The organism is Caldisalinibacter kiritimatiensis (assembly GCF_000387765.1).
In the GTDB taxonomy this organism is placed as follows: domain Bacteria; phylum Bacillota; class Clostridia; order Tissierellales; family Caldisalinibacteraceae; genus Caldisalinibacter; species Caldisalinibacter kiritimatiensis.
The window spans coordinates 1-15,346 of sequence record NZ_ARZA01000056.1; the positions used below are offsets into that span (position 1 = coordinate 1).

13 protein-coding genes and 1 other annotated feature are annotated in these 15,346 nt (G+C 35.1%); all 13 genes read right to left on the reverse strand.

Annotated elements, in window-relative coordinates; all coding sequences use genetic code 11:
* Positions 1–105 precede the first annotated feature (105 nt).
* Complete coding sequence (fusA, locus tag L21TH_RS02170; RefSeq protein ID WP_006308033.1) at positions 106–2,172, reverse strand: elongation factor G; 2,067 nt, start codon at positions 2,170–2,172, stop codon at positions 106–108.
* 96 nt (positions 2,173–2,268) lie between these two features.
* Positions 2,269–2,739, reverse strand: coding sequence for a 30S ribosomal protein S7 (gene rpsG / locus L21TH_RS02175; protein ID WP_006308034.1), 471 nt, complete (start codon positions 2,737–2,739; stop codon positions 2,269–2,271).
* A gap of 139 nt (positions 2,740–2,878) precedes the next feature.
* Complete coding sequence (rpsL, locus tag L21TH_RS02180; protein WP_006308035.1) at positions 2,879–3,292, reverse strand: 30S ribosomal protein S12; 414 nt, start codon at positions 3,290–3,292, stop codon at positions 2,879–2,881.
* Between the two features lie 29 nt (positions 3,293–3,321).
* Positions 3,322–3,564, reverse strand: a complete 243-nt coding sequence (locus L21TH_RS02185) for a L7Ae/L30e/S12e/Gadd45 family ribosomal protein (protein WP_006308036.1) — start codon at positions 3,562–3,564, stop codon at positions 3,322–3,324.
* 148 nt (positions 3,565–3,712) lie between these two features.
* A complete protein-coding gene (gene rpoC / locus L21TH_RS02190) occupies positions 3,713–7,225 on the reverse strand; it encodes a DNA-directed RNA polymerase subunit beta' (RefSeq protein WP_006308037.1) in 3,513 nt (1,170 codons plus the stop codon).
* A 70-nt stretch (positions 7,226–7,295) separates the two neighbouring features.
* Positions 7,296–10,847, reverse strand: a complete 3,552-nt coding sequence (rpoB, locus tag L21TH_RS02195) for a DNA-directed RNA polymerase subunit beta (RefSeq protein WP_006308038.1) — start codon at positions 10,845–10,847, stop codon at positions 7,296–7,298.
* A 533-nt stretch (positions 10,848–11,380) separates the two neighbouring features.
* Positions 11,381–11,767, reverse strand: coding sequence for a 50S ribosomal protein L7/L12 (gene rplL, locus L21TH_RS02200; protein ID WP_006308040.1), 387 nt, complete (start codon positions 11,765–11,767; stop codon positions 11,381–11,383).
* Between the two features lie 64 nt (positions 11,768–11,831).
* A complete protein-coding gene (rplJ, locus tag L21TH_RS02205) occupies positions 11,832–12,362 on the reverse strand; it encodes a 50S ribosomal protein L10 (RefSeq protein WP_006308041.1) in 531 nt (176 codons plus the stop codon).
* A gap of 87 nt (positions 12,363–12,449) precedes the next feature.
* Positions 12,450–12,596: a sequence feature (ribosomal protein L10 leader region), on the reverse strand.
* 49 nt (positions 12,597–12,645) lie between these two features.
* Positions 12,646–13,344, reverse strand: a complete 699-nt coding sequence (gene rplA / locus L21TH_RS02210; protein WP_006308042.1) for a 50S ribosomal protein L1 — start codon at positions 13,342–13,344, stop codon at positions 12,646–12,648.
* A 61-nt stretch (positions 13,345–13,405) separates the two neighbouring features.
* Entirely contained in the window at positions 13,406–13,831 is a 426-nt protein-coding gene (rplK, locus tag L21TH_RS02215) for a 50S ribosomal protein L11 (protein ID WP_006308043.1), read from the reverse strand.
* 104 nt (positions 13,832–13,935) lie between these two features.
* On the reverse strand, positions 13,936–14,463 hold the full coding sequence (gene nusG / locus L21TH_RS02220; RefSeq protein WP_006308044.1) for a transcription termination/antitermination protein NusG: 528 nt from the start codon (positions 14,461–14,463) through the stop codon (positions 13,936–13,938).
* Between the two features lie 48 nt (positions 14,464–14,511).
* The gene (gene secE / locus L21TH_RS02225; protein ID WP_006308045.1) at positions 14,512–14,727 is read right to left on the reverse strand and encodes a preprotein translocase subunit SecE; all 216 of its coding nucleotides are present in this window, start codon (positions 14,725–14,727) and stop codon (positions 14,512–14,514) included.
* A gap of 70 nt (positions 14,728–14,797) precedes the next feature.
* Positions 14,798–14,947: a 50S ribosomal protein L33 gene (rpmG, locus tag L21TH_RS02230; protein WP_006308046.1), complete on the reverse strand. Its 150-nt coding sequence runs from the start codon at positions 14,945–14,947 to the stop codon at positions 14,798–14,800.
* Positions 14,948–15,346: the final 399 nt, after the last annotated feature.

Consider the following 15,346-nt stretch of genomic DNA (forward strand, 5'->3'; position numbering starts at 1 on the left):
CCAATATTAACATGTGGCTTCGTTCTTTCAAATTTTGCCTTTGCCATTTCTCTTCCTCCTCTATATTGTTTTTTATTTTAAATTAAATATATATTAATAAGCAAATTACTTGCCAATAATCTCATCAGCTATATTTTTTGGAACTGGTTCATAATGGTCAAATTGCATTGTGTAGTTTCCACGCCCTTGAGTCATAGATCGTAATTCTGTTGCATATCCAAACATTTCTTTTAATGGCACATAACCATTAATTACTTTAGCTCCATTTCTATCTTCAAAGCTTTCAATTCTACCTCTTCTTGAGTTGATGTCACCCATAACATCACCCATGTACTCCTCTGGTACAACTACCTCAACTTTCATATATGGCTCAAGTATTACCGGGTTAGCTTTTTGTACAGCTTCTTTAAACGCCATTGATGCAGCAATCTTGAACGCCATTTCACTCGAGTCAACCTCATGGTAAGAACCATCATATAAAGTTACTTTGAAGTCAACAGTTGGATATCCTGCTACGATACCGTTTTGTGAAGCCTCTTGAACACCAGCATCTACTGATGGAATGTATTCTTTTGGAATAACTCCTCCAGTAATCTTGTTAACGAATTCATATCCTTTTCCTCTTTCAAGTGGTTCCATAGTAATCTTAACGTGTCCGTATTGACCACGACCACCTGATTGTCTAGCGTATTTAACATCAACATCTGCTGTACCAGTAATAGTCTCTTTATATGAAACTTGAGGCTTACCTACATTAGCTTCAACCTTGAATTCTCTTAGAAGTCTGTCAACTATAATTTCTAAGTGAAGCTCTCCCATACCTGCTATTATTGTCTGACCAGTTTCTTCATTAGTATAAGTTCTAAATGTTGGGTCCTCTTCAGCAAGTTTTTGAAGAGCTACTGCCATTTTTTCTTGCCCTGCTTTAGTTTTAGGCTCAATAGCAACCTCTATAACCGGCTCAGGGAATTCCATCGACTCTAAAATCACAGGGTTATCCGGATCACATAATGTATCTCCAGTTGTAGTCTGCTTAAACCCTACTGCAGCCGCTATATCTCCAGCATACACTTCTGAGATTTCTTCTCTTGAGTTAGCGTGCATTTGTAGGATACGACCAACTCTTTCTCTCTTGTTTTTAGTTGAGTTTAATACATAAGAACCAGACTCCATAATTCCTGAATAAACTCTGAAGAATGTAAGCTTACCTACATATGGGTCAGTCATAATTTTGAATGCTAACGCAGAGAATGGCTCATCATCTGATGATGGTCTCTCTACTTCTTCTTCAGAATCCGGAGTCATACCTTTGATTGCTGGAACATCTACAGGTGATGGTAGATAATCTACTATTGCATCTATTAGCATTTGTACCCCTTTGTTCTTGTATGCAGAACCACAAAGCACAGGTACAATAACATTGTCAATTGTAGCCTTTCTTATTGCATCTTTCAATTCTTCAGCTGTTATCTCTTCACCTTCAAGATATTTCATCATTAATTCTTCATCAGATTCCGAAACAGCTTCTAATAACTTTTCTCTATACTCTTCAGCCTCATCTTGTAGTTCAGCTGGAATATCTGTAACTTCTATCTCTTTACCTAAGTCATCTTTATATATTCTAGCATTCATTTCAACCAAGTCTACAATACCAACAAAATCATCTTCTGCTCCTATCGGAAGTTGAAGTGGAGCTACATTTGCTTTTAATCTTTCTACCATAGTATCAACTGCATGGTAGAAGTTAGCTCCCATTTTATCCATTTTGTTTACAAAACAAATTCTTGGTACGTTGTACTTATCAGCTTGACGCCAAACTGTTTCTGATTGAGGCTCAACACCATTTTTAGCATCAAATATTGCAACTGAACCATCAAGTACACGTAACGATCTTTCAACTTCAACAGTGAAATCCACGTGCCCTGGCGTATCTATTATGTTAATTCTGTGATCTTTCCAGAAGCATGTTGTAGCAGCAGAAGTGATAGTAATACCTCTTTCTTGCTCCTGCTCCATCCAGTCCATTTGTGAAGCACCTTCATGAGTTTCTCCTATTTTATGAATTCTACCTGTGTAGAACAAAATTCTCTCTGTAGTAGTAGTTTTACCTGCGTCTATATGCGCCATTATACCAATATTCCTAGTTTTCTTCAATGAAATCTTTCTAGGCATATTATTCCTCCTCTCTGCTGCTGGGTCCTACATCACAATAGATATTCTTCCCATACTTATCAATATTAAACATTCATTTTCACCATTCTACACAGATTACCATCTATAATGAGCAAAAGCTTTGTTAGCTTCAGCCATTTTATGAGTATCTTCTTTTTTCTTAACACTTGCCCCAGTATTGTTTGCAGCATCCATAATTTCTTTAGCTAGTCTTTCTTTCATAGTTCTTTCGCCTCTAGCTCTTGAATAGCCAACTAACCATCTAATACCTAAAGTTTGTCTTCTTTCAGGTCTAACTTCAACTGGAACTTGGTAAGTCGCCCCACCAACACGTCTCGCTTTCACTTCTAAAAGCGGCATAATATTTTCTAATGCTTTTTTGAATACATCTAATGGCTCTTCTCCTGTTTTCTCTCCTACTATTTCAAAAGCATCATAAACTATTCTTTGAGCTAGACCTTTTTTCCCATCTTGCATAACTTGATTTATAAGCTTTGTTACAACTTTATCTTTATAAATTGGGTCTTCCATTACATCTCTCTTCGGAATATTTCCTTTTCTTGGCACTTCGCTTCCCTCCTTAATAAACTAAGATTAATTCATAGGTACTCGACAATGTTAGACATTGCCGTCGTGCGCAAAATGCATATCTATATTAAGGCATCAGCCTGTCAGAACTTGTTGCACTCCGCACTAATGTACCGTGTTATTTTTTAGGTTTTTTAGTACCATACTTAGATCTACCTTGTTTTCTGTTTTCAACTCCTGCAGTATCTAATGTACCTCTTACAATGTGGTATCTAACACCAGGTAAGTCCTTAACCCTTCCTCCTCTGATAAGAACAACACTGTGTTCTTGCAGGTTATGTCCTATACCAGGGATATATGCAGTAACTTCAACACCATTTGTAAGTCTTACCCTGGCAATCTTTCTTAACGCTGAGTTCGGCTTCTTAGGTGTAACAGTTTTTACAGCTGTACATACACCTCTTCTTTGTGGTGAACTCAACTTAGTAGCTTTCTTTTTTAATGAGTTGTATCCCACATTTAACGCAGGAGATTTAGATTTTTTAGTTACTTTCTTTCTTCCCTTTCTTACTAACTGGTTAATTGTTGGCATTAAGGCACCTCCTTCCAAAATTTTAAACCTTATTTCAATACGGCAGCTGACGCTGCACTTACATCAATTCCACATGCTTTGCCAAGTCCCATTTTGCTGTCTACATATACTAACTCAATACCTTTTTGCTCACATGTCTCTATAACATCATTGACAACTTGAGCATCTGCATCTTTGGCAACAAACACAACTTTGACTTCATCACTTTGTATAGCTCTTTTTGTTTGTTTTGTGCCAACAACTTTTTTAGAACTACTTAATTCTTCTATCATATTTAGTCTCCTCCTTTTTAAAATATCTAGAAGATTATGTGGTGAAGCCACATAATCTTCCTTGATATTTAAAAAGTCAACTAAGCACTTTTACACACACTAATTTATTTTAGCATTAATATAAAATACTGTCAACAATTATAATTTTTTATTCTTGTACTTCTTCTTTTGTATCTTCATCTTCAATAGTATTAATCGCTATGTTTTTATATCTTCTCATACCAGTACCTGCTGGTATTAACTTACCTATTATAACATTTTCTTTTAATCCTAACAATTTATCTTCTTTTCCTTTGATTGCTGCATCAGTTAAAACTCTTGTTGTTTCCTGGAATGATGCAGCCGATAAGAAGGACTCAGTAGCTAATGAAGCTTTAGTTATACCAAGTAATACCCTTCTTCCAATAGCAGGCTTCCCACCTATCTCTTCTACTTTTCTATTCTCTTCCTCGAATTCAAATATATTTACCAATCCTCCTGGTAGAAGGTCAGTGTCACCTGCATCCTCTATCTTAACTTTGTTTAACATTTGTCTTACTATAATTTCAATGTGTTTATCGTTGATATCAACACCTTGCATTCTATAAACTTTTTGAACTTCTTTCACTAAGTAAGCTTGAACTCCTGTTATTCCTTTTATTTTTAATATATCATGTGGATTTACCGAACCATCTGTTAATTCATCTCCAGCCTCAACATACATTCCTGGTTTTACTTTTAATCTAGAGCCATATGGAATATTGTATGTCTTGACTTCTCCATCTTCTCCTGTTACTACTACTTCACGTTTCTTTCTTGTTTCATTTATTGCTATTGTTCCTGAAATTTCAGTAATAACAGCTAGTCCCTTAGGCTTTCTAGCCTCAAATAGCTCTTCTACCCTAGGTAAACCTTGAGTAATATCTGCTCCTGCTATACCACCTGTATGGAATGTACGCATTGTAAGCTGAGTACCAGGTTCACCTATAGATTGTGCAGCTATTATACCAACAGCTTCACCTACATTAACTTTTTCTCCTGTAGCTAAGTTTCTACCGTAACATTTAGCACATACCCCATGCTTAGTCTTACAAGATAATACCGACCTAATTTTAACCTCTTTAATTCCAACTTCTACTATCTTGTCAGCAATATCTTCTGTAATTAAATCGCCTTCTTGTACTATCACTTCACTAGTGTTAGGGTCTACTACGTCTTCTAAAGCATATCTTCCTACAATTCTATCCCATAGTTTTTCTATAACTTCTTTCCCATCTTTAAAAGCAGTAGCTACAATACCTTGGTCTGTACCACAGTCTTCTTCTCTAACAATAACATCTTGACTTACATCAACCAACCTTCTAGTTAAGTATCCTGAGTCTGCAGTTCTTAGTGCTGTATCCGCCAATCCTTTTCTAGCACCATGAGTTGAAATGAAGAACTCAAGTACTGACAGACCCTCTCTAAAGTTAGACTTAACGGGAATTTCAACTGTTCTACCTGAAGCATTGGCCATAAGTCCTCTCATGCCTGCTAACTGCTTAATCTGGTTTCTACTACCTCTCGCTCCAGAGTGTGACATAATGAACAAGCTATTTAATCTATCTAAATTGTCCATTAATGCATCTGTTACTTTTTCAGTTGTGTCACTCCACACGTCTATAACTTTTTCATATCTTTCTTCATCAGATATTAGACCTCTTCTATAAGCTTTTTCATATCTATCTACAACTTCTTCAGCTTCTGAAATTAACTTTTCCTTCTCATCTGGTATATCAATATCATCAACACTAATTGTAATTGCTCCAACAGTCGAATAATGGAAGCCCATTGATTTAATATGGTCTAATACAATCGCTGTAGTAGTATTTCCATGTCTTCTAAAGCATTTGTCTATAATTTTACCCAGCATTTTCTTGTCTACTAATGTATCTACTTCCAAAGAGTATTTATCCTTTGTTCTATCTACAAAACCTAAATCTTGCGGTATGTTTTCATTAAATATAAACCTTCCCACTGTACTTTCAACAAGTTTCCCTTTATCATTTTCATCTAGTCTTCTTCTAACTTTCACCTTAGCATGTAAGCTTACATCTCCATTATAGTAAGCCATTAGCATTTCTTCGTAATCTTTGAATATCATACCTTCGCCTTTTTCACCAGGCACTTCTATAGTTAAGTAATAACTACCTAATACCATATCCTGTGTAGGCGTTGTAATAGGGCTTCCGTCTTTCGGAGCTAATATATTATTAACTGATAACATTAAGAATCTAGATTCCGCTTGTGCTTCAGACGATAACGGAACGTGCACAGCCATTTGGTCTCCGTCAAAGTCTGCATTGTAAGCCGTACAAACTAATGGATGTAGTTTTATAGCTTTCCCTTCCACTAATACCGGTTCAAAAGCCTGAATACCTAGTCTGTGTAGGGTTGGAGCACGGTTTAATAGTACTGTGTGCTCTTTTATAACTGATTCTAATACATCCCAAACCTGCGGTTCTGCTCTTTCCACCATTCTTTTAGCACTCTTAATATTATGAGCATAACCTTCATTAACAAGTCTCTTCATTACAAACGGCTTAAACAACTCTAATGCCATTTTCTTAGGAAGACCACATTGATAGAACTTCAATTCTGGTCCTACAACTATAACAGAACGTCCTGAATAGTCAACCCTCTTACCAAGTAAGTTCTGTCTAAATCTACCCTGCTTACCTTTTAGCATATCGGATAGTGATTTAAGTGGTCTATTACCAGGTCCTGTTACTGGTCTTCCCCTTCTTCCATTATCTATTAAAGCATCTACAGCTTCTTGAAGCATTCTTTTTTCATTTCTTACTATAATGTCTGGTGCTCCTAAATCTAATAGCCTTTTAAGTCTATTATTTCTGTTTATAACTCTCCTATATAAGTCGTTTAAGTCAGATGTAGCAAATCTACCACCATCTAATTGAACCATAGGTCTTAAATCTGGTGGTATAACCGGAATTACATCTAAAATCATCCATTCTGGTTTGTTTCCAGATTTTCTGAAAGCTTCAATAACCTCTAACCTTCTAATTATTCTAATTTTCTTCTGTCCAGAACTCTCTTTAAGCTGCATTCTTAGCTCTTTAGCTTCTTTATCTAAATCAATCTTTCTAAGTACTTCTTTAACAGCTTCTGCTCCCATTCCTGCTTTGAATTTGTTTCCATACTTTTCTCTATACTCTCTATATTCACCCTCACTTAAAAGCTGTTTTGAAGAAAGTGAAGTATCACCTGGGTCTATTACTATATATGATGCAAAATAAAGTACTTTTTCAAGGGCTCTAGGGGACATATCTAATATCAGTCCCATTCTACTTGGTATACCTTTAAAATACCAAATGTGGGAAACAGGTGCAGCTAATTCAATATGTCCCATTCTTTCCCTTCTCACCTTTGACTTTGTTACTTCAACACCACATCTGTCACAAACTACACCTTTATATCTTACTCTTTTATATTTACCACAATGACATTCCCAGTCTTTAGTAGGTCCGAATATTTTCTCACAGAAAAGACCTTCCTTTTCTGGTTTTAAAGTTCTATAATTAATTGTTTCTGGTTTCTTAACTTCTCCTCTCGACCACTGTCTAATCTTCTCCGGAGAAGCTAATCCAATTCTTATTGAATCAAAGTTGTTAAATTCAAGCAAAGGGTTTTCTCTCCCTTCTTTTTAGAATAGTTTTGTTTTAATTCTACAGAAAGAAAATTACTATTTAACATTAATCGTTATTGTCTGATTCTTTTTCGTTATCTCCTAATTGTATGTCTAAATCACTTACCTCTTCATCTACAGATTCCTTTATTTCAATTTCTTTTTCTTCTTCAGACAACACCTTTACATCCAACGCTAAACTTTGCAATTCTTTAATTAATACTTTGAATGATTCTGGCACACCTGGCTCAGGTATGTTTTCATTTTTCACTATTGCTTCATATGCTTTTACACGACCTACAACGTCGTCAGATTTAACTGTTAATATTTCTTGAAGTGTATGAGCAGCACCATATGCTTCTAATGCCCAAACTTCCATCTCACCAAATCTTTGTCCACCAAACTGTGCCTTACCTCCAAGAGGTTGTTGAGTAACAAGTGAATAAGGTCCTGTAGATCTTGCATGTATCTTATCATCTACCAAGTGATGAAGTTTTAGCATATACATGTATCCTACTGTTACTGGATTATCAAAATATTCTCCCGATCTACCATCTCTAAGCTGTATTTTACCATCTTCAGGTAATCCCGCTTTACTTAATGCTTCACGTATATCTTCCTCAGTTGCACCATCAAACACAGGTGTTGCAACATGCCAACCTAAAGCCTTAGCCGCCATTCCTAAATGCACTTCAAGTACCTGACCAATATTCATACGTGAAGGTACCCCTAGTGGATTTAATACTACATCTAGTGGTGTACCATCTGGTAAGAATGGCATATCCTCTTCAGGTAAAATTCTAGAAATAACACCTTTATTACCATGTCTACCACACATCTTATCTCCGACATTAATCTTACGCTTAGTAGCTATATATACTCTCACTAGCTGATTAACTCCTGGTGGCAATTCGTCGCCATTTTCTCTTGTAAACACTTTAACATCTACAACTATACCCGTTTCACCATGTGGTACTCTTAAGGAAGTATCCCTAACTTCTCTAGCTTTTTCTCCAAATATAGCTCTAAGTAATCTTTCTTCTGCAGTTAATTCAGTTTCACCCTTTGGAGTTACTTTACCTACAAGAATGTCATTAGCCTTAACCTCTGCTCCTATTCTTATTATTCCTCTTTCATCTAGGTCTTTTAATGCATCTTCTCCTACGTTAGGTATATCTCTAGTAATCTCTTCTGGTCCAAGCTTAGTATCCCTTGCATCTGCTTCATACTCTTCTATGTGTACTGAAGTTAATACATCATCTTTAACTAATCTTTCATTAATCAATATCGCATCCTCATAGTTATAACCTTCCCATGTCATAAAACCTATCAGAAGGTTCTTACCAAGAGCTGCTTCACCTTGATCTGTAGATGGACCATCAGCTATAATTTGTCCTTTTTGTATCTTCTCACCTGTTTTAACTATTGGTCTTTGGTTTATACATGTACCTTGATTTGAACGCTTGAATTTAAGTAAGTTATATCTATCTACTCTTCCATCTTCATCTCTTTTGATTAGGATTTCAGATGCTGTAACTCTCTTAACTACACCACTATGTTTAGCAACAACTACTACTCCCGAGTCCTTAGCAGCTCTGTATTCCATACCCGTACCAATAACAGGTGCTTCTGTCTTTAACAATGGTACAGCCTGACGCTGCATGTTCGCACCCATCAGAGCTCTGTTGGCGTCGTCATTTTCTAAGAATGGTATCATAGAAGTACCAACCGAAATGATTTGCTTTGGTGATACGTCCATAAAGTCTACTTCTTCTCTTGGTACAATGTCTGTTACACCGTTAATTCCTCTGGCTACAACTCTTTTATTTATAAATCTTCCCTCTTCATCTAACGGCTCATTAGCTTGTGCTATTACGTATTGATCTTCTACATCCGCAGTTATATATTCTATTTCATCAGTAACAACGCCTCTTTCCTTATCAACCTTTCTGTATGGTGCTTCTAAGAACCCATATTCATTAATCCTAGCATAAGTAGTTAGCGAAGTAATCAACCCGATATTTGGACCCTCTGGTGTTTCGATAGGACACATTCTCCCATAGTGTGAATGGTGTACGTCCCTAACCTCGAATCCAGCTCTATCTCTACTAAGCCCTCCAGGTCCTAACGCAGACATCCTTCTCTTATGTGTTAACTCTGATAACGGGTTAGTTTGATCCATAAATTGTGATAGCTGACTGCTACCGAAGAATTCTTTTATAGATGCTGCAACAGGTCTGATGTTTATTAATGCCTGTGGTGTAGCTACATCAATATCTTGAATAGTCATTCTTTCTCTAACTACTCTTTCCATCCTAGATAAACCTATTCTAACTTGATTCTGAAGAAGCTCACCTACAGAACGTAGCCTTCTGTTACCTAGATGGTCTATATCATCTGTGTTTCCAATCCCATAAAATAAATTAAATTCATAGTTTATTGATGCTATAATATCAGAAACTATAATATGTTTAGGTGAAATTTCTCTAATTCTCTCTTTAACTGCTTCTTTTAATTCTTCTGAGTCATCATGCTTATCTATTAATTCTTTCATTACTGGATAGTATACTCTTTCTTTTAAACCAAGCTCTTCTAATGAAAACGGTAAATCAAAAGCACTTACGTCAACAAAATGATTACCTACAACTCTTACAACTTTGTCGTCTTCACTTAAAACATCAACTGTGTTAATTCCCGCTGCTTCTATTTCAAATGCTTTTTCTCTAGTGATTTTCTCATCTTTCTCTACTAATATTTCACCTGTTTCTGGATGTACTATATTATCAGCAGCTATAGTATTCACAATTCTGTTGCTTAGTGCAAGCTTTTTGTTAAACTTATATCTTCCCACTTTTGCTAAGTCATAGCGCTTAGGATCAAAAAACAATGTATTTAATAACGCTTTTGCACTGTCTACCGTAGGTGGTTCACCCGGACGCAGTCTTTTGTATATTTCTAATAATCCTTCTTCTTGGTTTTTAGTGTTATCTTTCTCTAGTGTCTTTAAAATTTGTTCATTTTCACCTATTAAATGTAAGATATCAGCTTTAGTTTCATAGCCTAAAGCCCTTAGTAAAACCGTAACTGGCACTTTTCTAGTTCTATCTACCCTTACAGAAACTATATCGTTAGAATCACTTTCATATTCTAGCCAAGCTCCTCTATTAGGTATAACTGTAGAAGAATACAACCTCTTACCTGTTTTATCGATTTCCTCTACATAATAAACCCCGGGAGACCTTACTAGCTGGCTGACTATAACTCTTTCAGCCCCATTTATTACGAAAGTCCCCTTCTCTGTCATAAGAGGGAAATCTCCCATAAATACTTCTTGCTCTTTTACTTCCCCTGTTTCTTTGTTTATTAATCTTACTTTAACTTTTAATGGAGCTGCATATGTAACATCACGCTCTTTACATTCCTCCACATCATACTTAGGTTCACCCGACACAGAATAATCTACAAATTCCAAAATAAGATTACCTGTATAGTCCTGTATAGGAGAAATGTCTTCAAATACTTCTTTTAGGCCTTCTTCAACAAACCAATCATATGACCTTTTTTGTACTTCAATTAAGTCTGGTAATTCTAGTACTTCGTCAATAGTGGCATAACTCATTCTGACACGTTTTCCATAGGTTACAGGCTTAGGACGCGCCAATATAATTCACCCCTTTTTAAAGTAAAATAGCCAAAAGCAACATTTATACTTTTGGTTAGATTTTTCATGAACATATATCTATTATATTATTTCCATATTTTCTAGCACTTATACAATATAATTCCATACAATCCATACAATTTTTATGCCAAGTTCACTTCTAAGCATTTTATAATACTATCATAACGATATATAAATGTCAAGTAAATTCAAGCTTATTATAGGCTTTGGGGCTTATTAATTTTCCTAAATAAAATTCTTTTTCATAATTCATGTATATAAGCCTTACTAAAAAAATACTTTCTTTTAAAATATTGTATAGATTTTTTATATTTAATGTGTTATAATAATTATTGCAAAAAATTAAAATTTCCAATTGCTTTTTACTAATATAAAACAAAATACAAAGCATAGAATCTGATTGCATTATTTTTAGATAATAAAAAGCTACTCTGGGTTTCCCCAGAGTGCTTTTTATTTTATATGTTAAATTATTTAAGTTCTACAGTTGCTCCTGCTTCTTCTAATTGAGACTTGATTTCTTCTGCTTCGTCTTTTGATACTCCTTCTTTAACTGGGCTTGGAGCTCCATCAACTAATGCTTTAGCTTCTTTTAATCCTAATCCTGTGATTCCTCTTACAGCTTTGATAACTTTAATTTTGCTGCTTCCAGCATCAGCTAATATTACATCAAACTCAGTTTTTTCTTCAGCTGCTCCACCTGCTGCTGCTCCAGCTGCTGGCATAGCTGCCATTGCTACAGGCGCTTGAGCGCTTACTCCAAATTCTTCTTCAAGAGCTTTAACTAATTCTGATAATTCTAAAACAGTAAGATTTTTAACTTCTTCAATTAAGTTTTGAACTTTTTCGCTTGCCATTTTTACATCCCTCCGTATTTTATTTTTTATTCCACATTACTAGTTTTACTAATTAAAGTTTCAATTAAGCTTCTGCTTCTTTCTTTTCTTTAATAGCATTTAATGCATATGCAAGATTTCTAATGTTAGCTTGAAGCACATTAGCAAATCCTGAGATAGGTCCGTTTAATCCACCTAGTACTTGAGCTATTAATTGTTCTTTAGATGGTAATTCAGCTAAAGATTTAACTTCTTCTAAGCTAATCACTTTACCATCTACAACTCCAGCTTTAATTTCTAGAGTTTCATGCTCTTTAGCAAATTCATGTGTTACTTTTGCTGGTGACACAGGGTCTTCATAACCAAAAGCAACAGCATTAGGACCTGTTAAGTATTCATTGAACTCTTCTAAGCCAGCATCTTTGAAAGCAAATCTCATTAAGGTGTTTTTGTATACCTTATACTCAACACCAGCTTCTCTAAATTTCTTTCTAAGCTCAGTTACTTCCTCAACATTTAAACCTCTGTAATCAACTAGAACAACAGATTGAGCATTATCAATTTTTTCTTTAATTTCAGAAACAATCTGTTTCTTCTTTTCTAGTGCTGAGCTCATCCAGGTTCCACCTCCTTGTTAGCAACAAGTGCCTTATACTTTAAGTTAATACATAACTATTCTCTGTTCACTTAACCACAACAAACCGTAGATATATAAAAAGGCCTCTCCGTAGACACAGAGAGACCGTTATACTCTTAAATAAAGCATCAATAAAGCATCGTCTCAACCTCGGTTGGCATATTTTAAACTCTTACGAGTACCAACTGTCTACGGTTTGAGTGTATTTAATTTTACAACAATATAATTGTAACAATAATATTTTATATTGTCAACACTTTTTTTACTCAGCCATTTTTTGTGCATTTACTTTTATACCAGGCCCCATTGTACTTGAGATTACAACACTTCTTAAGTATTTTCCTTTTGCCGCAGCTGGTTTAGCTTTTATTATAGCTTGCATAATTGTTTTAAAGTTTTCAAATAACTTTTCTTCTTCGAATGATTTCTTTCCTATAGGTACGTGAATAATAGCGTGCTTATCAACTCTATATTCTACTTTACCAGCTTTAATTTCTCCAACTGCTTTTTCTACATCAAAAGTTACTGTTCCTGATTTTGGATTTGGCATTAATCCTTTAGGACCTAAAATTCTACCTAGTCTTCCAACTATACTCATCATATCCGGTGTAGCAACAACTACATCAAAGTCAAACCAGTTTTCATTTTGAATCTTTGCTACGTATTCTTCTGCTCCAACATAATCTGCACCTGCGTTTTCTGCTTCCTTAGCTTTTTCTCCTTTAGCAAAAACTAAAACTTTTCTAGTTTTACCTGTTCCGTGAGGTAATACTACTGCTCCTCTAACTTGTTGGTCAGCATGTCTTGGGTCAACACCAAGTCTTACTGATAATTCTATTGTTTCGTCAAAATTAGCTTTCGCTGTCTCCTTTACTAATTCAACAGCTTCTTGTGGGTCATATAATTTAGACTTATCTATTTTCTTTAAGCTCTCTTGATACTTTTTACCTCTTTTAGCCATTCTTTTTAACCTCCTTTGTGGTAATACCGGCTTATAAAGACCTCCCACTTATTTAACAAAATTACTCTTCTATAACTATTCCCATACTTCTTGCTGTACCTTCTATCATGCTCATGGCAGCTTCAATTGTGTTTGCATTTAAATCTGGCATCTTTAGCTCTGCTATTTCTCTTACTTTGTCTTTTTGTAATGTAGCCACTTTGTCTTTGTTAGGTTCTCCAGAGCCTTTATCAATACCCGCTGCTTTCTTTAGCAACACAGCTACTGGAGGAGTTTTTGTAATAAAAGTGAAAGATCTATCTTCATAAACTGTTAAAACAACTGGAATTATCATACCAGCTTGGTCAGCTGTTTTAGCATTGAATTCTTTACAGAATCCCATTATATTAACACCATGTGGTCCTAAAGCTGTACCTACTGGTGGTGCTGGTGTGGCTTTCCCAGCTGGTATTTGTAGTTTTACAACAGCTGCTACTTTTTTTGCCATTTCTGTTACACCTCCTTATGAAATTGTGGTTTTGCGGGTTAAACCCCTCCCACTAAAAAACTAATAAATTATCTATAAAAAGCTTATTAGCTTAACTAGCAAGATTATAGTTTTTCTACTTGTTCAAAATCTAATTCTACAAGTGTTTCTCGACCGAACATTGAAACAAACACTTTAACCTTACGCTTTTCTGTATTTATACTTTCAACAGTTCCAATGAAGTTTTCAAATGGTCCAGAAATCACCTTCACAGTATCTTGCTCTTCTAAATCAATATCAGGTAATGCTTCCTGTACACCTAGAGCTTTAACTTCTTCTTCTGTAAGAGGCACCGGCTTAGAACCAGGACCTACAAAACTAGTAACACCTCTAGTATTCCTTACTAAGTACCATGATTCATCATTCATTATCATTTTTACCAATACATATCCAGGAAACATCTTTCTTTCTTTCACTTTCTTTTTACCATTCTTGTTTTCTATATGTTCTTCTGTTGGGACTTGAACTTCGTGTATCACGTCCTGCATAGCTCTATTTTCCACTAACTTTTCTATATTAGCTTTCACTTTGTTTTCATGACCTGAATAAGTATGAATAACATACCATCTGGCTTTATTCGACTTATCTGTCATTTTATCTCGGGGACCACTTAAGGTCCTTCCCTCCCTTTTATACTATTATTAGCCTAAAATAAGTTCTAGTAGTTCATGAATGCCGATATCAAGCACCCAAACTACAAATGAAACTAACGCACAAGTAACTAAAACTACAGTAGTGTAAGTACCCAATTCCTTCTTATTTGGCCAATTTACTTTTTTAATTTCAGCCTTAACTCCTCTAAAGAAAGTTTTAGCTTTAGCTAAAGCGCCTTTATTTTTACCAGTTTGAGCTACCATATCAATTCACTTCCTTACATTTTGTATTCATTCAAGATATACATTCAAACAAATTAACTTTCTAACCTAATTATTTAGTTTCTTTATGAAGTGTATGTTTCTTGCAGAATTTGCAGTATTTTTTTAGCTCAATTCTATCTGGATTAGTCCTCTTATTTTTAGTTGTATCATAGTTCCTTTGTTTACATTCAGTACATGCTAATTTCACTTGAACTCTCATCCTTGAACACCTCCTGACCGTTTAACTAGATAAGCATCTATATATTCGGACATAAATACCCAATCGTAAATATACTACTTTATATAAACTATCATAATTTAAAATGCATGTCAATAAAAAATTACAGATTTAGGTATGAGTGTTCTACCTTAAAATAGTATAACCAGACTTGTATATATAATACTGATGGTTTTGGTTATATTAACTTTGGCTGTTGGCTATTTGCTGTTTTCAACACGAAATAGCTTAACAGCAAATAGCTAACAACCAACTCATTTTTTATCGAAATATATCACCTTTAAAAAGGCTAGGCCCAAAAGACCTAGCCTATCTTTATTCTTTAAATTACTCAATGATTTCAGTTACAACACCAGCACCTACAGTTCTTCCACCTTCACG

Bases quoted from the DNA above. Each gene is read 5' to 3' on its own strand.
- secE (WP_006308045.1), bottom strand. From the start codon at position 14,727: ATGGTAGCTCAAACTGGTAAAAATAAAGGCGCTTTAGCTAAAGCTAAA.
- rpsL (WP_006308035.1), bottom strand. From the start codon at position 3,292: ATGCCAACAATTAACCAGTTAGTAAGAAAGGGAAGAAAGAAAGTAACT.
- fusA (WP_006308033.1), bottom strand. From the start codon at position 2,172: ATGCCTAGAAAGATTTCATTGAAGAAAACTAGGAATATTGGTATAATG.
- nusG (WP_006308044.1), bottom strand. From the start codon at position 14,463: ATGACAGATAAGTCGAATAAAGCCAGATGGTATGTTATTCATACTTAT.
- rplA (WP_006308042.1), bottom strand. From the start codon at position 13,344: ATGGCTAAAAGAGGTAAAAAGTATCAAGAGAGCTTAAAGAAAATAGAT.
- rplJ (WP_006308041.1), bottom strand. From the start codon at position 12,362: ATGAGCTCAGCACTAGAAAAGAAGAAACAGATTGTTTCTGAAATTAAA.
- rpmG (WP_006308046.1), bottom strand. From the start codon at position 14,947: ATGAGAGTTCAAGTGAAATTAGCATGTACTGAATGTAAACAAAGGAAC.
- L21TH_RS02185 (WP_006308036.1), bottom strand. From the start codon at position 3,564: ATGATAGAAGAATTAAGTAGTTCTAAAAAAGTTGTTGGCACAAAACAA.
- rplL (WP_006308040.1), bottom strand. From the start codon at position 11,767: ATGGCAAGCGAAAAAGTTCAAAACTTAATTGAAGAAGTTAAAAATCTT.
- rplK (WP_006308043.1), bottom strand. From the start codon at position 13,831: ATGGCAAAAAAAGTAGCAGCTGTTGTAAAACTACAAATACCAGCTGGG.
- rpoB (WP_006308038.1), bottom strand. From the start codon at position 10,847: ATGAGTTATGCCACTATTGACGAAGTACTAGAATTACCAGACTTAATT.